Source organism: Pseudoneobacillus rhizolycopersici, from assembly GCF_054786815.1.
Genome location: NZ_JBTOOE010000002.1, coordinates 62,677 through 84,112, shown reverse-complemented (window position 1 = coordinate 84,112; position 21,436 = coordinate 62,677). Strand labels below are relative to the sequence as shown.

Below are 21,436 nucleotides of genomic sequence, written 5' to 3'. Positions count from 1 at the left end.
GTCACCTCGATAATTCAAAATGGTAGGAAACAGCTGCTAAAAGTGCCAATGGTGCTGTTTCTGTTCTTAATATTCTAGGTCCTAATCCAAAAGGAATAAACCCGTGATCTTGTAATAGTTGAATTTCTTTATTTTCCAATCCACCTTCAGGACCAAAAACAACCAATATAGATTGATTTTCTTTTAAATGTTGCAGTGAGTTCGCTAAGACAGAAGCTTCTCCCTTCCTCGACTCCTCTTCATAAGCAATTAGCTTGCAATCATAGTCTTGATAAGTTTGTATTAATTGTTTCAAACTAATTGGTGTCTGGACAATTGGGATTTGATTTCGATGCGATTGTTCAGCCGCTTCTTTAGCAATTTTTTGCCATCGTTCAATTTTTTTGTCGGCTTTTTTTTCATCCCATTTGACAACCGAACGGGCTGCAGTAAAAGGGACAAATTGATGAGCGCCTAACTCGGTCCCTTTTTGTATAATCCATTCCAATTTATCCCCTTTAGGCAAACCATTCGCTATTGTGATTCGAATTGGTAATTCACTATTCCCATCTATCCATTCTACTATATGACAAATAATTTTTTTATCGGTAATTTCTGCAATTGCACAAATCGCCGATTTTCCGGAAGGGTCTACACAAATTAATTGATCACCAACCGTCATTCGCATCACTCTGTTAATATGATGAACATCTTCTCCTGCAATCACAGGCTGTCCATTTGGATTAACTTCACTTGCAAAATATCGTTGCAAACTGTCCACCCATTTCACCATTTAATTTAGGCAGTGTTAATTTAGACTGTTGATTTCCGATGCAGGTGCTAAATCAACATTGACCTTTAACACCAGCCAATTTAAAAAAGGGGGACGAGCCCCTTTTTTAATTACCTAGACCTTTTTTGCAATAAGTGCTACCCAGTCTTCCATTACCATTGTTTCGATAATTTCGAAACCAGCTTCGATTAACGCATCCTTGACTTCCTGTTTTTTCTGGAGAATGATGCCGGATGTGATAAAGTAGCCATTCTGTTTAATAATTTGAGCTGCATCGTCTGTAAATCTAACAATTACTTCTGCTAGAATATTTGCAACAATCCCGTCAACAGGTCCTTTTATACCGTTGAGTAAATTATTTTGAGAAACTGATACAATATTCGAAACCTGGTTTAACTCAATATTCATTTTCGCTGTAGTAACAGCAACTTCATCTAAGTCTAACGCTTGAATTCGATTTGCACCTAGTAAAGCCGATGCAATACTCAGAACACCTGATCCGGTACCAACATCTATAATATGGTCGCCTTTTTCCACCATTCTTTCCAATGCTTGGATACATAGAACCGTTGTTGGGTGAGTCCCAGTCCCAAAAGCCATACCAGGATCAAGTTCAATGATCAGTTCATCGCTATGAACTTTTTCATATGTTTCCCAGGTTGGAACAATCGTAAAGCGCTCCGATATTTTAACGGGATGATAATATTGTTTCCAGGCTGTGGCCCAATCTTCATCGTTAACCTCGGCAATGCTAACTTTATTTATACCAATGTCTATATTGTGAAGGGTAAGACCATTGATGGCTTCTTTAATCCCTTCCACCGTTTCGGCTAAAAAGCTATTAATAGAAATATAAGCTTTAATTATAACACCTTCATCAGGATAATCTTGTGGATCAAGTTGGTAGATTTCCCCGAATTGGTCTTTTCTTTCCTTAGTTAATTCAAATGGGTCCTCAATGACAACCCCACTTGCACCTGCTTCATGCAGAATATTCGAAATTGGTTCTACTGCCTCATTTGTCGTATGAATGCTAATTTCTGACCATTTCACATCCGCCAACTCCAATCCTTATTCACCTTTAAAGGCACGTTTTACTTTACTAAAAAAGCTTTCTTCATGTTCACCCTGCGGTACACTTCCACTGACTTCGGCGAATTCGTTTAATAGCTGCTTTTGTTTTTCTGTCAGTTTCGTTGGTGTAATAATTTTAACGATGATATGCTGGTCTCCAACCCCATATCCTCGTACATTAGGGACACCTTTTCCTTTTAGCCTAAACTTCGTCCCAGTTTGCGTTCCAGCAGGAACTTTAAGTTTAACCTTACCACTAATTGTTGGAACTTCAATCTCATCTCCAAGAGATGCTTGCACAAAGGTAATTGGCATTTCACAATAAATATCATCGCCATCTCTTTCAAAAAACTCATGAGAACGAACATGGAAAACAACATATAAATCACCAGGAGGCCCCCCGTTTACACCAGGTTCCCCTTGGCCCGACACTCTTAATTGTTGTCCATCGTCAACTCCGGCAGGAATTTTAACATTAATTTTTCTGCGTTTTTTCACTTTACCTGTTCCGCTACAAGTTTGGCATTTGTTCTTAATTTCTTTGCCTGTACCATTACAGTAATGACAAACTCGACGATTGACGATTCTTCCAAATGGTGTATTTTGTTCTACACTTAGTTGACCAGAACCGTGGCAATGCTTACATGTTTCGGGCTTTGTTCCAGATTTAGCCCCTGATCCATGACAGGTTTCACAGGTTTCCTCACGTGGAATTTCAATCTCCATTTCTTTTCCAAACACAGCTTCCTCAAATGAAAGAGACATCGTATATTGGAGATCCGCTCCTTGTCTTGGAGCATTTGGATCTCTTCTACGTGCACTGCCACCTCCAAAGAAACTGCTGAAAATGTCCTCGAATCCACCAAATCCGCTAAAATCACCACCACCAAAGCCTTGATTTGGTCCAGCATGGCCAAATTGATCGTATTGAGCTTTTTTCTGATCATCACTAAGAACTTCGTAGGCTTCTGCGATTTCTTTAAATTTTTCATCCGCATCTGGTTCTTTATTTATATCAGGGTGATACTGTTTTGAAAGCTTCCGATAGGCTTTCTTAATTTCATCCTTTGAGGATGTTTTACTAACCCCAAGTACTTCATAGTAATCCCTTTTACTCATACATTCCACTCCCGATTCGATTCACATAAAGATTATTTTATCATAAATATTCAACATTAGAAAAGTGGAACACCCATTAAATGAAAAAGTCAAAGTCATGTATAGTTGACTTTGACTTTTTTCATTGAACATGACTTACTTATCGTCTTTTACTTCTTCAAACTCTGCATCGACGACATTGTCATCCTTCGGTGCGTTCCCTTCACCTTGTGAACCTTGTGCTTGCTGAGCTTGTGCTGCTTGTTCATAAAGCTTTACAGTTAAATTTTGAACGATTTCTTGAAGTGCGTCCTTCTTTGCACGAATCTCGTTAAGATCATTCTTTTCGATTGCCGCTTTTAAAGCATCTTTCGCTTCAGTAGCTTTGGCAATTTCACCCGCATCAACTTTACCTTCAAGATCTTTCATCGTTTTATCGGTTTGGAATACTAGTTGGTCTGCTTCATTACGAAGTTCAACTTCTTCCTTACGTTTCTTATCTGCTTCGGCATTTTCTTCCGCTTCACGAACCATTCTTTGTACCTCTTCATCGGAAAGACCTGTTGAAGACTTGATGGTAATGGTTTGTTCTTTATTTGTACCAAGGTCTTTAGCGCGAACATTGACGATACCGTTTTTATCAATATCAAAAGTTACTTCAATTTGTGGTATACCACGTGGCGCTGGTGGAATGTCAGATAATTGGAAACGACCAAGCGTTTTATTATCTGCAGCCATCGGACGCTCCCCTTGAAGAACGTGAATGTCTACAGCTGTTTGGTTATCCGCAGCTGTTGAGAATACCTGTGATTTTGCTGTAGGGATTGTTGTATTACGATCAATCAGTTTCGTAAAGACACCACCCATTGTTTCAATACCTAAAGAAAGTGGTGTTACGTCTAGTAAGACGACATCTTTTACGTCACCTGAAATAACCCCACCTTGAATTGCAGCCCCCATTGCTACAACTTCATCAGGGTTTACCCCTTTAGAAGGTTCTTTACCTGTTTCCTTTTTAATTGCTTCAACAACTGCAGGAATACGAGTTGAACCTCCAACAAGGATAATTTTATCAATCTCAGAAGCGCTTAAGCCGGCATCTCGAATTGCTTGTCTTGTTGGACCCATTGTTCGTTCAACAAGGTGTGCAGAAATTTCCTCAAACTTAGCTCTTGTCAAAGTCACATCTAAGTGTAAAGGACCAGCAGCACCAGCTGTGATAAACGGTAACGAAATTTGGGTTGAAGTTACACCCGAAAGATCCTTCTTCGCTTTTTCTGCACCATCCTTTAAACGTTGTAAGGCCATTTTATCTTGTGATAAGTCGATACCATTTTCCTTTTTAAACTGATCAACTAAATAATCGATGATAACTTGGTCAAAGTCGTCCCCACCAAGACGGTTGTCACCGGCAGTCGCTTTTACTTCGAATACACCATCACCAAGTTCAAGAATGGAAACGTCAAATGTACCGCCACCAAGGTCATAAACAAGAATGGTTTGATCTTGATCCATTTTATCTAAACCATAAGCTAGGGCAGCAGCTGTTGGTTCGTTAATAATACGTTCAACTTCAAGTCCAGCAATTCTTCCAGCATCCTTTGTTGCTTGTCGCTCAGCATCATTGAAATAGGCTGGAACTGTAATAACTGCCTTCGTTACAGGTTCTCCAAGATAGTCTTCTGCGTACGACTTTAAATATTGAAGAATGATCGCAGAAACTTCCTGTGGTGTATATTTTTTTCCTTCAGCTTCTACCGTATGAGCAGTGCCCATATGACGTTTAACAGACATAATGGTGTGAGGGTTAGTAATTGCTTGACGCTTAGCAACCTCACCTACTTGACGTTCACCATTTTTAAAAGCCACTACGGATGGAGTTGTGCGGTTACCTTCTGGGTTTGGAATAACCTTTGGCTCGCCGCCTTCTAGAACAGACACACATGAGTTTGTGGTCCCTAAGTCAATACCAATAATTTTGCTCATGGCTTAATCCTCCTCTTTTCATATGTAATATTCTTTATTGGCTTACTTTTACCATTGATGGACGAATAACTCGGTCCTTCAGTTTATAGCCCTTTTGAAATTCCTCCAAAACAATACCTGATTTAACCTCTGATGCTTCCACCTGCATAACTGCTTGATGAAAATGCGGGTCAAACTCTTCCCCAACAGCCTCGATTGGTTCAGCACCTTCTTTTTTAAGCGCTTCTAATAAGAGGCGGTACACCATTTCCATGCCTTGTTTTAAGGACTTTGCTTGCTCTTGATCCACTTCGGTTTGAAGGGCTCTTTCAAAGTTATCAATAACAGGTAATAAATCAGTAATAATATTTTGCGCTCTATATTTTTCACTAGCTTCAAAGTCAAGCTTCGTACGACGACGGAAATTATCAAAATCCGCTTGTAAACGAAGGTATCTGTTGGATGCTTCCTCGAGCTTCGCTTGATACTCTTCCGATGGCGAAATTTCTTCCGTTTCAACTGATGTCTCTTCTGCAAAAACAGGTTCCACTTGCTCTTCAACTTGTGATTCCATTTCTTCTTTTTCAAGATTATCTTTCATCTGATCTGTCAACCTAACTCACCTCCTCAAAAGGGATAAAATTTTATGATAAACGATCCATTTACTCGCTTGAAATTTGGGGGAGCAACGGCTGCTCACCCTTAACAATATTTCCACGACTACTTGTTTTGATACAGCTTCGTTAACAGGGTCGTTAAATCCCGGCTAAAAAATTGTAGCAGGCTGATAACCCGAGAATATTCCATTCTTGTGGGACCAAGAATAGCGATTGTGCCTAGCTTCTCCTCACCTGTGGAATAGGTTGCTGTTATTAAACTACAATTTTCCATCGCAATATTATTATTCTCTTTACCAATCTGAACTTGAATCCCTGACTGTTTCTGACTGATAAGGTTATAGATCCATTCCTCTTGTTCCATCATATTCAGCAGATTTTTCACCTTTTCAATATCATGAAATTCGGGCTGGCTTAACATATTGGTTTTTCCACCGTAAAAAAGCTTTTCCGACGGTAATACCTTTAATGCATCAGCAAAGGTATTCATGATTAAATCGTAGTTTTGTAAGTGCTGTCGGAGTAGTACTGCAACTTCTTTGTAAATCTTATCCGTTAAATTAACTAGCGGGACACCTACTAAACGTTCATTTAAGATGTTGACAATTTTTTCAAGATCACCCATTTTAATGGACTTTGGTAAAGTGAACATACGATTTTCAACATGTCCCGTATCAGTAATAATGATAGCCACTGCCGTTTCTGGATTAAGAGGTACTATTTGAATTTTCTTCAATTTATTAACATCAACAGCAGGCCCTAACACAATTGATGTATAATTGGTTAATTCTGATAGAATCCTGGCAGATTTTTGGACTATTTTTTCAAGTTCATATATTTTTTCTTCGAATATAGACTTTATTTTAAAAACATCATCCTGCTTTAAAGCCTGCGGTGCAACCATATGATCGACATAATAACGATATCCCTTTTCTGAAGGAATTCGCCCCGATGAGGTGTGCGTTTTTTCAATGTACCCCATTTCTTCAAGATCGGCCATTTCATTTCGAATCGTGGCAGAGCTTAAAGCAATTTCCTCTTTCTTCGACAAACTCCTTGACCCAACAGGCTGCGCTGAATGAATAAACTCATCAACAATCACCTGCAAAATCATTAATTGACGATCGGTAAGCACATAAATCACCTCTGTTAGCACTCGTTAACATTGAGTGCTAATTCTAATAATAAATTATCAAAAAGAGGAGAAGGTGTCAATAAATTAAACACCAATGAAGGATTGAAAAACTTCATTACCTAAAAACCGCCCTTGTCTGGTTAAAGTGATATGATTATCTGTAACTTTCAATAAATTTCGTTCGGAATGCTCTCTAATTGCTTCCGAAAAGTAATGGAGTGGAGAAATGCCAAACTTCTTTTCAAACGTTAGTAGGGAAACCCCTTTGGTTTTCCTCAAGCCGAGAAACATTTCTTCTTCCATTTGTTCCTCTTTTGTTACAAAATGTTCTTCCATGATAGGAAGTTGTTCATTCTCTAAAGGCAACATATATTTCTTTAGTGGTCCAAAATTCGCTCGTCGAACACCATTAACATAGCTATGAGCGCCTGCGCCAAATCCGTAATAATACTCGTTATTCCAATAGGTGAGATTATGTTTACTTTCAAAGCCTTCGCGTGAAAAATTGCTAATTTCATATTGCTTATAGCCGTTCATCTCCATTTGTTCCATCAAAATATCAAACATTTTTGTTTCGATATCTTCACCAACCAATGGAAGTTTCCCAATCCTCATTTGATTGTAGAAAACCGTCTTTGGCTCGATAATTAGTGAATAGCCTGAAAAATGTGCAATATCCAACGAAAAAGCAATTTTTAAAGTTTCTTTAAAATCTTCAATTGTTTGTTCCGGAAGCCCATAGATTAAATCAATACTAATATTAGTAAAACCAGCTTTCTTAGCCCATTCAATGGATTGGTATACATCACTTGGCCGATGAGTTCTACCAATCTTTTTTAATAGTGTGGGATTAAAGGTTTGAACACCGAAACTAATCCGATTGACCCCAGCATCCTTTATAACTTGTAATTTTTCCATATTCAAGTCTCCAGGGTTTGCCTCAAATGTAAATTCCGTTTCTGAATGAAAAGGCAGCTGACGTTTAATACCTTCAGATAAAGTAACTAATTGACTTTCTGATAACGCTGTTGGTGTACCCCCACCTACAAAAATGGTTTCAAGGTTATTGGTTGGAAATCTTTTCATCGTTATTTCCATTTCTTGTTCAAGAGATGCTAAATATCCATCTACAGGTTGATCCTTTAAAAACATCTTATTGAAATCACAGTAATGACAAATTTGATGGCAAAAAGGGATATGAATATAAGCAGAACGTATCAAAATCTTCACCCACCTTAAAAAATAATAAAAAGAGGTTAGGACTACATCTACGCAGTCTGACTAACCTCCAAAAAAGATTTCTATTTTTTCGAGTTATTATCGTCCATTTTTAACACGGCCATGAACGCTTCCTGAGGGACCTCTACGGATCCGACAGATTTCATCCGTTTTTTACCTTCTTTTTGTTTCTCTAGTAATTTACGTTTACGAGAGATATCGCCCCCGTAACATTTGGCAAGAACGTTTTTCCCCATAGATTTAATCGTTGAGCGGGCCACGATTTTTTGGCCTATCGCCGCTTGTACAGGTACTTCGAATTGCTGCCTAGGAATTAACTCCTTTAACTTTTCAACGATAACCTTCCCTCGGTCATAAGCAAAATCTTTATGAACAATAAAGCTTAATGCATCTACCTTCTCATTGTTTAAAAGAATATCCATTTTCACAAGCTTGGATTCTTTGTAGCCAATCAACTCGTAATCAAAAGATGCATACCCTTTTGTGCTTGATTTTAATTGGTCAAAGAAATCATAAACAATCTCGGAAAGCGGAATCTCGTAGGTAATGTTCACTCGGTTTTCAGCTAGATATTGCATATTGATGAAATTACCACGTTTTGCTTGGCAAAGCTCCATAATTGCTCCCACATAATCATTTGGTGTCATCATTGTCGCTTTAACATAAGGTTCCTCGACACGGTCAATTTTTTGTGGATCAGGCATATTGGATGGATTATCGACGATTAGATGTGTTTTATCCGTTAAAATTACATTATAAATAACACTCGGAGCTGTTGTAATTAAATCAATTTTAAATTCACGCTCAATTCGTTCTTGAATGATTTCCATGTGAAGTAATCCTAAGAATCCACAACGGAAACCAAAGCCTAACGCTTGCGACGTTTCAGGCTCAAATTGAAGCGCAGAATCATTGAGTTGTAATTTTTCTAATGCATCCCGTAAGTCATTAAACTTGGCGGAATCAATTGGATAAAGGCCGCAATATACCATCGGGTTTAACTTACGGTAACCTGGTAACGGATCATTTGCCCCATTTTTTGCATTTGTAATAGTGTCCCCAACACGCGTATCGGAGACATTCTTGATGGAAGCTGTTAAATAGCCAACATCCCCAACGGTTAATTCATCTCGATGTGTCGCTTTCGGTGTAAATACACCCACTTCATTGACTTCAAATTCAGCACCGGTTGCCATCATTTTAATTTTATCACCGGCCTTAACACTTCCTTCTGCTACCCGAATATAGGCAACAACTCCACGATATGCATCGTATAAGGAATCAAAAATCAGTGCTTTTAATGGTGCATCTGGGTCGCCTGTTGGTGGTGGAACCTGCTTAACTACTTGCTCAAGTATATCTTCGATTCCAATTCCTGCTTTGGCAGATGCCAATACAGCTTCAGAAGCGTCTAATCCGATTACTTCTTCAATCTCATTTCGCACCTTTTCAGGGTCAGCGCTTGGTAAGTCAATTTTATTAATCACTGGCATGATTTCCAGATTATTATCTAACGCTAAATAGACGTTCGCTAGCGTTTGCGCTTCAATTCCTTGTGCCGCATCAACAACAAGAATCGCGCCCTCACAGGCAGCTAAACTGCGGGAGACTTCATAGGTAAAGTCGACATGTCCCGGTGTATCAATTAAATGAAAAATATATTCTTCCCCGTCTTTTGCCTTATATTTTAATTGTACAGCATTTAACTTTATTGTAATTCCCCGCTCACGTTCAAGATCCATAGAATCAAGTAATTGATCCTTCATTTCCCTTGACGTCAGCGTATTGGTTTTTTCTAAAATGCGGTCTGCTAACGTAGATTTCCCATGATCGATATGTGCGATAATCGAGAAATTACGGATTCTAGACTGTCGTTTTAACTTTTCTTCTCTATTCATTAAAAAAGCACACTCCTACTATATCGCGCAAATTAAACTATTTTTGATTATAACAGTAGGTTATTTAAGATTCAATAAAAAGTATAAACCGCTTGAAATTAAGAAAAAGGCCGGTTCTAACATTAGAACCAGCCTTTTTTGGCTGTTTTATAATTGTCCAAGGATGGAATTGATCAACGATCTAAGAGTATGTGAGATTTTTTTCCCTATTTCTGAAAAGAGATTATATGCCTTGATGCCTTCAAGTTGCTGTTTTTTCTTTTCGAAATCATGGCTTGATACATCTACCCCTAAGACAGATGCATGAAGGTCCCCACTATCGGAAGCCTGAAGCGTTAAGGCACTTCTGAATTTCGGGTCCTCATAACCTTTCATTTTTTGGATTCCGACATTCGCTTGTTGCATTCCAATTAAAACAGTAAGAAACATAAGACTTGCTAAAAAAACAATTTTAATTAAAAATAATTTCATTCGTTTCACCTTACTTAGACTTTTCGAATTACGGGGCTTCTGTTTTCTGTTTTATTTCGGCACCCACCTTTTCAGCTCTCCAATAATAATCGCTAAAGATATCCGCTAATGCATCTGCTGAATTAAATAATTCCTCAAATGTATTATCTACACCGCCAAATTCTATTAGAATAGCCCTTCCGGACAAATCCTGATTAAATTTACCATTTGTGCCCGCTCCTTGTTTTTCAATAACTGCCCGACTAATTCCTGGATACTTTTTGTTTAACCGTTCATGTAAGATTTTTGCAAAATGAAGGTTTTTTTCATAATTACTATGTTCAGCACCAATAACAAACGCTAGTTTAGCATATGGTTTACCATTAATATTTGAAGTGGTGACCCCTTTGCGTTGGCTATCGCGATGGATATCAATAAAGTATTCCAAATCACGATTTCCTGCCATTGCCGTTTGAACCAATTCCCTTGATTTCTGATAGGAATGAGCAAATTTCACATTACCCATAATATCTGTCTTACCGATTTCTGTACCCACCCCATTCGTCTCTAACGCTTTCTTCAATCGATCACCAATATTCGTAACGTTAATTTTGGAATGATAGGCCCGATCAGGGTCTGTTTCTCCCTTTAAATAAGGTAGGTACGATTCTCGATTATGTGTAAAGTATAGATAGACTACTTTTCTGTTTCCTGTTGACAAAGTTGGCGGGGGTGAGGTATCTCCCTTATTAGGATTAACTTCTTCAAGATTTTGTAAGACTGCCTCACTTTCTACCTTCATTACCTCGGAAGGAGGAGCAGATTCCACTGGCATATTGGTATAATTTACCCCTTTGTCTGCGACAATAATTTTACTATCAAATATTGAAAACCCCGGTAATTCTCTCCCCAATAAGCTTCGAGGATCATCTAAATTTATATTGGTAGAAGCATTAAATAAAAGCGATGTTAATTTAAGTCCTTCATGTTCATTTTCTAAAGCTCTTAGAAAATAATGATTTTCCGTGCCCAATACTTTTAGTAACAAATCTCCTGTTACATTATGTGCTGCATGATTAACGGAAGATGAGGTTAAACGATATTGCGGCTTTAGAGATGTAAGCAATCCACTCAAAGAAAAGACAAAAAATAAAAAGAGCACTGATAGTAGTAGTAGTTTCCCGACACTGGTACCTTGAATAGAAATAACCAGACCAGTGGATTTACCTTTTCTCACTTGTTCCACCTCTTTTTTTAAAGTCTAGTAAAGCTTATGACTTTAATAGAGATGGTAGAACCGATTCTCTTGAATTTTACCTTGTGTAATATCCCGAATTATCCTGATTAACGTTTTCATGTAAGGCAGCATTTAAGCCGCTGGCAACTAAATTTGCCATATCCTCTATAAATACATCGACCTCTTTTGGCGTAACCATAAGATTGTGGCCAAGAGGGGAAAGTACCTCATAGATTAATTTTCTTTTCTCATCCTCGGGAAGCGTCCCGACAATTCCTAAAAAGGTTTTACGATGCTCCTCTTCAGGTAAATCCTCATCTGTAAGTTTTCTCCTTTTACCAAACGTCATTCCAGCAGGAGCTAAGGCTCGTGATGGTCGATTCCCTTCACGCAGTTCTTTGCCAAAATGCTTTAAAATAAAGTCAATAGTATCACTTGTAATTGTGGCCGCGTCGACAACTGTTGGCACTCCGATTGCGATGACCGGTACTCCTAAAGTTTCTTTACTTAATTCTTTTCTTTTATTACCTACACCTGAACCGGGATGAATACCCGAATCGGAAATTTGAATCGTCGAATTTACCCGCTCAATTGACCTTGAGGCCAACGCATCAATCGCTATTACAAAATCCGGTTTGGTCTTTTCCACAACACCAAAAATGATATCACTAGTCTCAATTCCGGTTAAACCCATCACTCCCGGAGACAGTGCACTGACTGGTCGATAACCCGGGTCAACACTTTCAGGCTGTAGTTGAAAAAGATGCCTAGTAACTAATAAATTCTCACACACTAACGGTCCTAAAGAGTCAGGTGTAACATTCCAATTTCCTAGACCAACTACCAAACAAGATGCATCTTTTTTTATGCCCATTTCTTGAATAAATCTAGCAAATTCAGAAGCAAAAACCTGCTGCACCTTTTGCTGGAGAGTCGTATCTTGTTGGCGGATACCAACCACTTCCAACGTCAAGTACCGACCAGTTTTTTTTCCAATTGCGTTTTCTCCCTCGGGAGTTATTTCTACGAGGGAAACCTTTATCCCGTCCTGATCTTTTTCTTTTATGACAACGCCCTCGATTTGAGAGATATTCTCCTGTTGATGAACACTTCTGTCAGCAATCACCATTTCTCGTGCTTCAACAGCTAAATCCGTTCGAACCGAATATTTACTCAAGTCTAGTTGCTCTTTCATTCCAACAACCCTCCCATTTTATTAGCAGCAAACCTTTTCCTATTTTTGCCTAAATGTGATGAAAACATTCACTTTTTTATATTGTTGCCAGATATTTTGAAAGATGGTATTGCAAAAAAAAGCCCTGTTTGATAGAATATCTTTTGTTCTGTATTATTTCTTATTGAATGTGAAGTCGAGTTCATATAGTCTCGATACTTGCCAGGAGGTGAACGAAGTGCCAAATATTAAATCTGCTATTAAGCGCGTGAAAACTACTGAAAAGCGCAATGCACATAACGCAACTGTAAAATCAACTATGCGTACTGCTGTTAAAAAAGCTGAAGCTGCAATCGTTTCTAACGAAGAAAACGCTCAAGCTATGCTATCAACTGCTGCTAGTAAGTTAGACAAAGCTGCTCAAAAAGGTCTTATCCACAAAAAAGCAGCAGCACGTAAAAAATCCCGTCTAATGAAAAAGATGAACGCAGCCCAATAATTTTTATTTAAAAAATGATCCCAGTCTATGGGATCATTTTTTTTGACTTAAGCTATGGATTTGGAAAAGCAACATTTCAATAACCATCGTTTTATTAAGTCCGCTTGATTTTATTTGCAGGTCGGCTTCAGCTAAAAGTTGAATGATTTTTTTTAGTTCTTCATCGGTAAACCAGTTTATTTGTCCTGCTGCCAATTTAACCCGATAGGGATGTTGCTTAATGGCTGAAGCTATTTGTTGTTGGCCATAACCTTTTCTTGATAATTCCTTAACCTGATAAATTAATCTGAATTGACCGGTCAATAATGCAAGAATTTTGATCGGTTCTTCATTTTGCTTTAAAAGATCATAATAAATTCGAAGTGCAGCCTCAATCTTCCTTCCAACAACCTTTTCGACTAATTCAAAAATATTTTGCTCAAGTGTTTTTGCAACTAACAGCTCTACAATGGAGGAATCAATTTTTTTCTTTTCGCCCACATAGAGGGACATTTTATCAATTTCATTCGTTAAAACAAATAAATTGGAACCAGCCATTTCAATCATTTTTTCAATTGCCTGTTGGTCTATATCCACTTGATGAGAAGACACACGTTCCTTTATCCATTTTTTTAATTCGACCTCAGTTAATTTTTTTGCCTCTCCTAAGGTGGACTTACGTTTTAATTCCTTCGTAATTTTTTTACGCTCATCTAATTTATCATATGGAGCGGTTAAAATAAGGATTGAATAGGGTGGAGGGTTGGTTAAATATCCTTCTAATTTCTCAATATTATGGTCAACTTTTTCCTTTTGCTTTTCACTTGTTAAAAAGTATGGATTTTGTAAAATGACAACCCGTCTATCCCCCATGAATGGAAATGTTTCAGCATCCTCTAACCCTACTTCTAAAGGTGTTTCCTCCAAATCATAGGTTGAAAAATTAAAGTCCTTTTCTTCCTCCGTCAAGACGTGATTAATTAATAATTGCACCGTTTCATGGATAAGAAAGTTTTCTGTCCCATATAATAAATAGACTTGGTCCAATTGGTTTTTTTTAATTTGTTTCCAAATATCCGTAATCATTTTTACCGCTCCGATCTCTAATACTATCTATTATCGTAATGAAGCAGCGAACTTTTGACAAGTGCAAATAGGAGCAAACAATAAAAGGGAACTGACATCTGAAAAGTGTCAATTCCCGATCTATAATAAACGCCGACTCATAAGGCCTAGAAACTTATTTGTCGACGGATGTAATGTTTGCCATTAGTTTTGACCGACATAGAGAAAATATTTGTGACAACAATTGTTAGATATAGAAATATTAGATTGGTTTGAAATAATCTAGATTTTTTTTGTGGTATCGCTTATACTAAAGAGTGAAATAGGAGGGGTATACAGTGAACGAATTTGAAAAGAATGTTCAGTACAAACGTAATGATGCAATCGATTCAGGAATTGGTTTTATCGTTTCTTTTGGATTTTTTGCCACATTGTTTATTATTGCAACAGTCATTAAAGTAGTAGGTTCTTAATTATTTCCTCTACATAATAAGTGTTTACCTCAGGGACTGCATGTGATCACATGCGGTCTCTTTTCAACTCATGATTTTTATTCATACTATGGGATTACCGAGATAAAGGTTCCACTTTTATCATTAAATTTATAAGTAATACCCCCGTATAAATCGGTCCTAAAGATTTTACTTCCGGCTGCTTCTAGTATCTTTATTACCTCATCATGTGGATGTCCGAAACCATTTTTTTCACCAACTGAAATAATGGAATATTTTGGTTTAAAATATTTAATAAAATTGGCAGACGTTGAATGGCGACTACCATGATGTCCTACTTTTAAGACATCTATCTGAGCATTAGGATATGCTTTTATTATTCGGTCCTCTCCCTCTTTTCCAAGGTCCCCTGTAAAGAGCCAATTGACCCCGGCAATTTTTGCATGTAGAATGATTGACCCGTCATTTTTTTCTCCTACATAACTTTTTGCTGGGCCTAAAATCGTAAATTGGTTTTCGTTTACATTCCAAGAGAGTCCTTCATGTACATAGGATATCGCCGTTCTTTTCTTTTTCGCTAAATTCTGCAATTTGCTTTCAATTGAACCATGTTCTGCTACTACATCTGGTAATAAAATTCGTTCCACTTTCAATTCATTAAGGACAGCTAAGCTTCCACCGATATGATCCATATCTCCATGTGTTAAAATTAGCAAATCCAATTTAGTAATCCCCTTTGCTTTTAAGAAAGGGACTACTACATCCTTACCGACTTCAAACTTCGAATTTTTACGTTTCCAAGGGTCTATGGTAAAAGATACCGTTCCCCCTGTATCTACGAGGTAATTTCCCTTATTGTTAGGTAACCTGATAAAAATACTATCTCCTTGTCCAACGTCAATCACTGCTATTTCACCTTCAGTAGAAACGACAGAATGAAAAATCTGAGCGGAAATAACAATAAATGGAAGTACAAATGCCAGTAATAGATTTTTTTTCTGCTCCCACCAAATAAAGGAAACGATAATTACCGCCCCATATAAAAATAGGAACAAATCAGAAGGTCTCCCAGGGGTAATTCTTGTCCAATTTATAGAAGAAAGTATTGAAGCCAATTGGTCACTTAGTTCAATTAAATAGGAAAGATATGCTGAAAGGATACGAAATATTTCAGGTGAAACAAATTGAATGAAAAAGAGGAAAATAAGGGCTGGCAATAAAATAAAAGAATAAAGTGGAACAAATATTATATTAGCCAGTATCGAAATAAGTGGAATTTCAAAAAAATGATATAACAAAAATGGTAAGGAAGAGAGTTGTGCAATATAGGATGTAATGATGACCTTGGATAAAGATGAATGGTATCGAGCCATAATGAATAATGAGAGCAATAGCGAAAAAGTGACGATATATGATAACTGAAAGCCAATATCGTAAATAATATATGGGTCCCAAAGGGTAAACAGTAAAAACGACAAACATAATCCATCAATGGAATGAAGTCGAGCTGAATGTTTCAGTTGACTTACGAAAAGCACCATCATAGTCATGAATACGGAGCGATTTACAGATGGGGAAGCACCCGTCAAGAATGCATAAAAAGGCAGAGTAAGAATTAAAGCCCATGTCAGTCGCTCTCGTACGACTCCTATTCGTATGCCGAGATAAAAAATCATGCCGATTAATAAAGCTACATGTAGCCCAGAAATTGAAATGATATGAATAACGCCGATTTTTTGGTAGGATTGGAGCATTTCATCAGGTAAAAAATCTTGAGTCCCAAAAATTAGGGCAGCAGCGAGCGGTGCAGTTTGGCTGGTAAAGTTTTTATTAATTAAAGAAATGCCTCTGCTTCTCCAAATTGTTACATAATCGATAATGGATAAAGAAGTGGATTGACAGTTTGTCAGATCCCACTCAGAAACCTCTATTTCCCAAAATATATGTTTATGATATAAATATTTTTGGTAATTAAACGCATTTTCATTGCGCGCATTTTGGGGAGAAGTCAATTTTCCACTAATAGTGCAAGTCTTTTTAATAATTTGCGATTGGGCTAAGATATCTTTAACATCTTCGGATGGGATTTTGTAAGTTAGCATTAGTTTTTCTTTGGTTAATCGTTCTTGTACAACCGCCCTGATTTTATCACCATTTTGTTTAATTTGATCAGAGAACTGAACCTGAAATATTGTTTTTTCAGGTGACAAAGCAGTATGATTTACATGTTCAGCATATTCCGCTGTATTATAAAAGGAAAGAAAAAAAAGTCCATTTACCAATAACCATTTCCCAGGTGTTACTTTTACAAATATTAAAACGATGAAGTAAAGAAGGAATAAACATAAGCCCGTTATTCCTTCCATCGCACTAACCATCCCCAATAGCGCTGAAATACTGATAAAGATAAGTTTTCCCTTCATGATTTAGATAATAGAGAGGAAAGATGGGTTTCATCAAATGGGACCTGAGCCGTTTTCACTCCAGCTTGTTCAAATAGCTCAAGTGCATATGGGTGATTTTTGTAATCCTTTGCATAGTGTACTGTTTTTATTCCAGCCTGAATTAAGGCTTTACAGCATTGCAGACAAGGAAAGTGAGTAACATAGATTTCCGCGCCTTCCGCCGGTACGCCAAACTTCGCACATTGTAAAAGTGCATTCATCTCAGCATGAATCGTTCGCACACAATGATTGTCGATTACATAACAACCTTCATCGATACAATGAACACCCCCAGCAATAGAGCCATTATAGCCTCCGGCAATCATTCTTTTTTCACGAACAATTGTTGCCCCTACGGTTAGTCTTGTACAAGTACTTCTTAATGCAAGCAAATGACTCTGTGCCATAAAATACTGATCCCAGGCAATTCTCTCCATAATTAACCCTCATTTCAAAATTTAGTATCTAAACTCTATTCTAGTTTTTTAATTCTTTCCTGAAAAGCATGTAGATTATTTTACTGAAATGAATGGTGCTAGTTTCTCAAAGGTTTTCTCACCAATCCCACTAATTTTTTTTAGATCCTCAATGGTTTTAAAAACCCCGTTTGTTTCGCGATATTCAATGATTGCCTTCGCTTTTGCCGGACCAATTCCCGGTAAAGTCTCTAGCTCATTTTCAGTCGCTTTATTAATATTGACGAATTTACTTTGTTCTGAGGTTGTCCCAAGTGTTAGACCCACATCCTTCTCACCAACTATAGGTACAAAAATAACCATTTCATCAACGACACGCTCTGATAAATTAACTTGGTTCTGGTCAGCCCCACTAGCAAATCCCCCTGCTTTATTAATTAAATCAATAACCCGCTCTCCTTCCACAGCCTGATATACTCCAGGTCCTTTAACCGCACCTTTAATATCAACCATGATGATTGTGGATTCAATTTCTTTCCTATTCTCCTCGGTATGAATTGGTTCTAAAGTAAGTGGATTTGCTTCTCCTATCACTAGGTCAGTTTGTTTTGTATTATAAAAAATTAACAGTGCAACAATAATGATGGTAATAATAGCGATAAACTTGACTTTGTGGACATTCAACCATTCCTTCAAATGTAACACCCTTTCAATGGTATAAATTTTTGGATTCGTTCATAAGGTTATAAAAGAAGAAGTTTGCCTATGAAGGAGGGATAGGACTATGGAAGTAGGGATTATAGGTACTGGCAATATGGGGACTATTTTAGTCGAGGCTTTTGTTAATGCAAATGCCGTTTCCCCTTCTTCAATAACCGTCACTAACCGTACGAAAGCAAAAGCATTGCTGCTTCAAGATACAGTTCCCGAAATCAAGCTAGAAACGAATGCCCTTGAAGTCGCCAAACAATCTAAACTTATTTTTATATGTGTGAAACCATTGGAAATCTATCCTTTATTACAAGAAATCAAACCTGTATTAACAGAAGAGAAATGTATCGTTTCGATTACTAGCCCCATTACGGTAGGGAATCTTGAGAAGGAATTATCCTGTTCAGTCGCCCGTATCATCCCAAGTATTACAAACCGTGCCTTATCAGGTGTGTCCTTATTTACCTATGGGGAAAATTGCTCTATTCCCTGGAAAAATCAATTATGGAATTTATTTAAGCAGATTTCGGTACCCGTGGAAATTGATGAAAAAATTACGCGCGTTTCCTCCGACATCGTAAGTTGTGGCCCCGCTTTTTTAAGCTATATCACGCAAAGATTTATTTTAGCAGCTGAAAAGGAAACGGAGATTGATTTAAATACGGCAACAGTTATGGCAAGTGAAATGTTAATCGGCTTAGGGGAATTATTGAAAAAAGGTCTCTATACAATGCCAACACTTCAGGAAAAGGTTTGTGTTAAAGGTGGAATAACGGGCGAAGGAATTAAAATTCTCGAAGCTGAACTTGGTGAAATCTTTGAGCATGTGTTTCAGGCCACCCACCGAAAATTTGATGAAGATATCAAATTAATTGAAGAGCAATTTTCTAAATAATTATTTTCGACAAAAACAGTAAAAATCCTTCAAAAAAAACAGACTGACAAAGAAAATTTGTCAGTCTGTTTTTCGGGCAATAAATAAAATTCTTTCAGATGTTTGGGTTGGCGATTGGTTTTCCAAGTCAGCCAAAATTTGAAGTGTTTCAAATCCAGTTTCATCTAACCACGTCTTGTATTGATCAATTGGAAAAGTCCGTTGAAAATGGTACTCTTCCATTCGTTCATAGGTTCGACCCTCGGAATCACCTACAAAAAATGTAAGTTCATGCTCTACACTAAGGGGATATTCACCTGAAAAGCAATGCCAAATATAGCATATCTCTTGAGATAAATGAGTGAAAGTTTGATCCTTAAAAATGGATTCCATTTTATATTCAGAATGGACATCGAATAAAAATAACCCGTTTTCACTTAAATGGTTCCTAACACCGTTAAACGTGGCAACAACATCTCTTTCTTCGGAAAGATAGTTAATGGAATCACAAAAAATCGTGATATAATCAAACTGTTCTAGACCTTCTAATTGAGCCATATTCTGTTGAAAAAACGGAATATAAAGTCCATTTTCCTCTGCTTTCGCCTGAGCAACAGCTAACATATCTTCCGATAAATCGACTCCCGTTACTTGATAGCCCTTTAAAGCAAATCGACACGATAATTCCCCAGTACCACATGCCACATCCAAGAGCTTTTTCCCGCTCACATGGTACTGTTTACCGAAAGTTTCTACCGTTTCAAGCCATTTATCGTAAGGGACATCCTCCATGAGCGTATCATAAAGGTAAGCAAATCGCTGATAACTCATGAATTCAATTCACTTCTAACATCCAAGATTGGCGCATCGCCCCATAAACGCTCAAGATTATAGTAGCTGCGCTCGTCCTTATGGAAAATATGAGCAACGATATCACCAAGGTCAACAAGAACCCATCTTGCCTCATCAAATCCTTCCATACGCTTGATGGAATAACCGTTTTCCTCGACTTTTTCTTTAATTTCTCTTGCAATCGCTTGTACTTGTTTATCTGAATTACCGTGACAAATTAAGAAATAATCCGTGATTACCGAGATACCTTTCATATTTAAAATGATAATATCTTCAGCAATTTTATCGTCTGCAGCATTAAATACAACTTTTATTAAAGATTCCTTATTCATCGTTTATCCTTCCTTTCTTTTAAAAGCTCATTGTAGGTCAGGAATGTATCCGGGTAGATTGGTTGGTTTTTTTTCAGTAAAAAAATGATTGTATTTTGTATAGCTTTGATCAAGGTGTCATCTAAATTTACCATTGCTAACTCCCTAGCCTCTTCCACTCCGGGAAAATGTCTCCCCGGCTCGATGTAATCAGCCACATAAATCACTTTTTCTAATAACGTCATTTTCGGACGACCAGATGTATGGAAACGTATCGCATCGAGAATCTCAGAATCGCAAATACCAACCTCTTTTTCTACTAAGTATGCCCCAACAGGAGCATGCCATAATTCTTCATTATGTAACAATAACTCTGTGTCCATTTTCTCTGCCAGAATGATTTGCCGCATTTCAACCTTTGATCGAAACTTAGCATAATCATGAAAAATTGCTGCCAACTCAGCCTTTTTGGGATCTGCCCCGTAGTTCTTCGCTAACTCGATAGCTGTTTCCATTACTCCAACGGTATGGGTAAAGCGATGCTCAGTTAACTCCTTCTTTACCCTTTCCAATGCCTGATTACGATTCATATAAATGATGCTCCTTAATGTATTCACTTACCCGCTCTGGCAAAAGATAGCGAATCGATTCTTGATTTTTAATCCGATTTCGAATCATTTTTGATGAAATATCAACCTGCGGAGCCTCCACATCAATAATCGGATAAATTGTTTCATGCTGATAACCAGGACGTTTCACGCCAACGAAGCGGATAAGTTGAATTAGCTCATCGATTTTATGCCATTTTGGAAGATATTCAATCATATCAGCACCGATAATAAAATAAAACTGGTCATTTGGAAATTGGTCCTTTAACACCTTTATCGTATCAATCGTATATGAAGGACCACTGCGGGTTAATTCGATTGGTTCAACTTTGAAACAAGGATGATCATCAATCGCAAGTCGAAGCATTTCAAGTCGATCATCATTTGTAGAATTACTCTTTTTTTGTTTATGTGGGGGTTGACCATTAGGCATAAACCAGACTTCATCAAGCTTCAATCGAAAGAAAACTTCATTGGCCATTATTAAATGACCAATATGTGGAGGATCAAAGGTTCCTCCCATAATGGCGATTTTCTTCAAACTCCCACCCCTACCGTTCATTGTT

Annotated in this window: 22 protein-coding genes; 3 read left to right on the top strand and 19 right to left on the bottom strand. The window is 37.6% G+C overall.

Features of this window, described 5'->3' with window-relative positions; translation table 11 throughout:
• Position 1: 1 nt before the first annotated feature.
• The 11 genes from ACX9YW_RS02980 to gpr all read right to left on the bottom strand — a co-directional run bounded on the left by ACX9YW_RS02980 (position 2) and on the right by gpr (position 12,680).
• Entirely contained in the window at positions 2-751 is a 750-nt protein-coding gene (locus tag ACX9YW_RS02980) for a 16S rRNA (uracil(1498)-N(3))-methyltransferase (RefSeq protein WP_460341531.1), read from the bottom strand.
• Positions 752-886: 135 nt separating this feature from the next.
• A complete protein-coding gene (gene prmA / locus ACX9YW_RS02975) occupies positions 887-1,825 on the bottom strand; it encodes a 50S ribosomal protein L11 methyltransferase (RefSeq protein ID WP_460341529.1) in 939 nt (312 codons plus the stop codon).
• Between the two features lie 18 nt (positions 1,826-1,843).
• The gene (dnaJ, locus tag ACX9YW_RS02970; protein ID WP_460341526.1) at positions 1,844-2,965 is read right to left on the bottom strand and encodes a molecular chaperone DnaJ; all 1,122 of its coding nucleotides are present in this window, start codon (positions 2,963-2,965) and stop codon (positions 1,844-1,846) included.
• Positions 2,966-3,100: 135 nt separating this feature from the next.
• Positions 3,101-4,930 carry a molecular chaperone DnaK gene (gene dnaK, locus ACX9YW_RS02965; RefSeq protein WP_460341523.1) on the bottom strand — a complete coding sequence of 610 codons (1,830 nt, stop codon included), beginning with the start codon at positions 4,928-4,930 and terminating at the stop codon, positions 3,101-3,103.
• 34 nt (positions 4,931-4,964) lie between these two features.
• Positions 4,965-5,510 carry a nucleotide exchange factor GrpE gene (gene grpE, locus ACX9YW_RS02960; RefSeq protein WP_460342315.1) on the bottom strand — a complete coding sequence of 182 codons (546 nt, stop codon included), beginning with the start codon at positions 5,508-5,510 and terminating at the stop codon, positions 4,965-4,967.
• 119 nt (positions 5,511-5,629) lie between these two features.
• A complete protein-coding gene (gene hrcA / locus ACX9YW_RS02955) occupies positions 5,630-6,661 on the bottom strand; it encodes a heat-inducible transcriptional repressor HrcA (protein WP_460341520.1) in 1,032 nt (343 codons plus the stop codon).
• An 84-nt stretch (positions 6,662-6,745) separates the two neighbouring features.
• Positions 6,746-7,882, bottom strand: coding sequence for a radical SAM family heme chaperone HemW (gene hemW, locus ACX9YW_RS02950; RefSeq protein ID WP_460342312.1), 1,137 nt, complete (start codon positions 7,880-7,882; stop codon positions 6,746-6,748).
• 80 nt (positions 7,883-7,962) lie between these two features.
• A complete protein-coding gene (lepA, locus tag ACX9YW_RS02945) occupies positions 7,963-9,798 on the bottom strand; it encodes a translation elongation factor 4 (protein ID WP_460341517.1) in 1,836 nt (611 codons plus the stop codon).
• Between the two features lie 147 nt (positions 9,799-9,945).
• Positions 9,946-10,269 carry a DUF3679 domain-containing protein gene (locus tag ACX9YW_RS02940; protein WP_460341514.1) on the bottom strand — a complete coding sequence of 108 codons (324 nt, stop codon included), beginning with the start codon at positions 10,267-10,269 and terminating at the stop codon, positions 9,946-9,948.
• A gap of 28 nt (positions 10,270-10,297) precedes the next feature.
• Positions 10,298-11,485, bottom strand: coding sequence for a stage II sporulation protein P (gene spoIIP / locus ACX9YW_RS02935; protein ID WP_460341512.1), 1,188 nt, complete (start codon positions 11,483-11,485; stop codon positions 10,298-10,300).
• A 76-nt stretch (positions 11,486-11,561) separates the two neighbouring features.
• The gene (gene gpr, locus ACX9YW_RS02930) at positions 11,562-12,680 is read right to left on the bottom strand and encodes a GPR endopeptidase (protein ID WP_460341509.1); all 1,119 of its coding nucleotides are present in this window, start codon (positions 12,678-12,680) and stop codon (positions 11,562-11,564) included.
• Between the two features lie 217 nt (positions 12,681-12,897).
• Here gpr and rpsT point away from each other — a divergent pair, with 217 nt between their 5' ends.
• The gene (gene rpsT, locus ACX9YW_RS02925) at positions 12,898-13,158 is read left to right on the top strand and encodes a 30S ribosomal protein S20 (protein WP_460341506.1); all 261 of its coding nucleotides are present in this window, start codon (positions 12,898-12,900) and stop codon (positions 13,156-13,158) included.
• 33 nt (positions 13,159-13,191) lie between these two features.
• On the opposite strand, the gene holA is transcribed toward rpsT, so the two are convergent.
• On the bottom strand, positions 13,192-14,223 hold the full coding sequence (gene holA, locus ACX9YW_RS02920) for a DNA polymerase III subunit delta (RefSeq protein ID WP_460341504.1): 1,032 nt from the start codon (positions 14,221-14,223) through the stop codon (positions 13,192-13,194).
• A gap of 317 nt (positions 14,224-14,540) precedes the next feature.
• Between holA and ACX9YW_RS02915 the strand changes: the two genes are divergently transcribed.
• The gene (locus tag ACX9YW_RS02915; protein ID WP_460341501.1) at positions 14,541-14,675 is read left to right on the top strand and encodes a YqzM family protein; all 135 of its coding nucleotides are present in this window, start codon (positions 14,541-14,543) and stop codon (positions 14,673-14,675) included.
• Between the two features lie 86 nt (positions 14,676-14,761).
• Here the strand turns inward: ACX9YW_RS02915 and ACX9YW_RS02910 are convergent, their stop codons facing one another.
• The 3 genes from ACX9YW_RS02910 to ACX9YW_RS02900 all read right to left on the bottom strand — a co-directional run bounded on the left by ACX9YW_RS02910 (position 14,762) and on the right by ACX9YW_RS02900 (position 18,210).
• On the bottom strand, positions 14,762-17,020 hold the full coding sequence (locus ACX9YW_RS02910; protein ID WP_460341498.1) for a DNA internalization-related competence protein ComEC/Rec2: 2,259 nt from the start codon (positions 17,018-17,020) through the stop codon (positions 14,762-14,764).
• A 53-nt stretch (positions 17,021-17,073) separates the two neighbouring features.
• Complete coding sequence (locus ACX9YW_RS02905) at positions 17,074-17,535, bottom strand: ComE operon protein 2 (protein ID WP_460341495.1); 462 nt, start codon at positions 17,533-17,535, stop codon at positions 17,074-17,076.
• A gap of 75 nt (positions 17,536-17,610) precedes the next feature.
• Positions 17,611-18,210, bottom strand: coding sequence for a helix-hairpin-helix domain-containing protein (locus ACX9YW_RS02900; RefSeq protein ID WP_460341492.1), 600 nt, complete (start codon positions 18,208-18,210; stop codon positions 17,611-17,613).
• Between the two features lie 88 nt (positions 18,211-18,298).
• On the opposite strand from ACX9YW_RS02900, the gene comER reads away from it, so the two are divergent.
• The gene (gene comER / locus ACX9YW_RS02895) at positions 18,299-19,120 is read left to right on the top strand and encodes a late competence protein ComER (protein ID WP_460341489.1); all 822 of its coding nucleotides are present in this window, start codon (positions 18,299-18,301) and stop codon (positions 19,118-19,120) included.
• A 60-nt stretch (positions 19,121-19,180) separates the two neighbouring features.
• Here the strand turns inward: comER and ACX9YW_RS02890 are convergent, their stop codons facing one another.
• Genes ACX9YW_RS02890 through ACX9YW_RS02875 form a run of 4 tightly spaced genes read right to left on the bottom strand, consistent with a single transcriptional unit; the run spans position 19,181 to position 21,411 of the window.
• Positions 19,181-19,930: a class I SAM-dependent DNA methyltransferase gene (locus ACX9YW_RS02890; protein ID WP_460341486.1), complete on the bottom strand. Its 750-nt coding sequence runs from the start codon at positions 19,928-19,930 to the stop codon at positions 19,181-19,183.
• The gene (gene rsfS, locus ACX9YW_RS02885; RefSeq protein ID WP_460341484.1) at positions 19,927-20,283 is read right to left on the bottom strand and encodes a ribosome silencing factor; all 357 of its coding nucleotides are present in this window, start codon (positions 20,281-20,283) and stop codon (positions 19,927-19,929) included. The genes ACX9YW_RS02890 and rsfS overlap by 4 nt, the downstream gene beginning before the upstream one ends.
• Positions 20,280-20,852, bottom strand: coding sequence for a bis(5'-nucleosyl)-tetraphosphatase (symmetrical) YqeK (yqeK, locus tag ACX9YW_RS02880; RefSeq protein ID WP_460341480.1), 573 nt, complete (start codon positions 20,850-20,852; stop codon positions 20,280-20,282). The genes rsfS and yqeK overlap by 4 nt, the downstream gene beginning before the upstream one ends.
• Positions 20,842-21,411: a nicotinate-nucleotide adenylyltransferase gene (locus tag ACX9YW_RS02875; RefSeq protein WP_460341477.1), complete on the bottom strand. Its 570-nt coding sequence runs from the start codon at positions 21,409-21,411 to the stop codon at positions 20,842-20,844. The genes yqeK and ACX9YW_RS02875 overlap by 11 nt, the downstream gene beginning before the upstream one ends.
• Positions 21,412-21,436 lie beyond the last annotated feature (25 nt).

Bases quoted from the DNA above. Each gene is read 5' to 3' on its own strand.
- grpE (WP_460342315.1), bottom strand. From the start codon at position 5,510: ATGAAAGATAATCTTGAAAAAGAAGAAATGGAATCACAAGTTGAAGAG.
- ACX9YW_RS02905 (WP_460341495.1), bottom strand. From the start codon at position 17,535: ATGGAGAGAATTGCCTGGGATCAGTATTTTATGGCACAGAGTCATTTG.
- rsfS (WP_460341484.1), bottom strand. From the start codon at position 20,283: ATGAATAAGGAATCTTTAATAAAAGTTGTATTTAATGCTGCAGACGAT.
- gpr (WP_460341509.1), bottom strand. From the start codon at position 12,680: ATGAAAGAGCAACTAGACTTGAGTAAATATTCGGTTCGAACGGATTTA.
- dnaK (WP_460341523.1), bottom strand. From the start codon at position 4,930: ATGAGCAAAATTATTGGTATTGACTTAGGGACCACAAACTCATGTGTG.
- ACX9YW_RS02910 (WP_460341498.1), bottom strand. From the start codon at position 17,020: ATGGAAGGAATAACGGGCTTATGTTTATTCCTTCTTTACTTCATCGTT.
- dnaJ (WP_460341526.1), bottom strand. From the start codon at position 2,965: ATGAGTAAAAGGGATTACTATGAAGTACTTGGGGTTAGTAAAACATCC.
- ACX9YW_RS02940 (WP_460341514.1), bottom strand. From the start codon at position 10,269: ATGAAATTATTTTTAATTAAAATTGTTTTTTTAGCAAGTCTTATGTTT.
- yqeK (WP_460341480.1), bottom strand. From the start codon at position 20,852: ATGAATCGTAATCAGGCATTGGAAAGGGTAAAGAAGGAGTTAACTGAG.
- holA (WP_460341504.1), bottom strand. From the start codon at position 14,223: ATGATTACGGATATTTGGAAACAAATTAAAAAAAACCAATTGGACCAA.
- comER (WP_460341489.1), top strand. From the start codon at position 18,299: ATGGAAGTAGGGATTATAGGTACTGGCAATATGGGGACTATTTTAGTC.
- lepA (WP_460341517.1), bottom strand. From the start codon at position 9,798: ATGAATAGAGAAGAAAAGTTAAAACGACAGTCTAGAATCCGTAATTTC.
- ACX9YW_RS02890 (WP_460341486.1), bottom strand. From the start codon at position 19,930: ATGAGTTATCAGCGATTTGCTTACCTTTATGATACGCTCATGGAGGAT.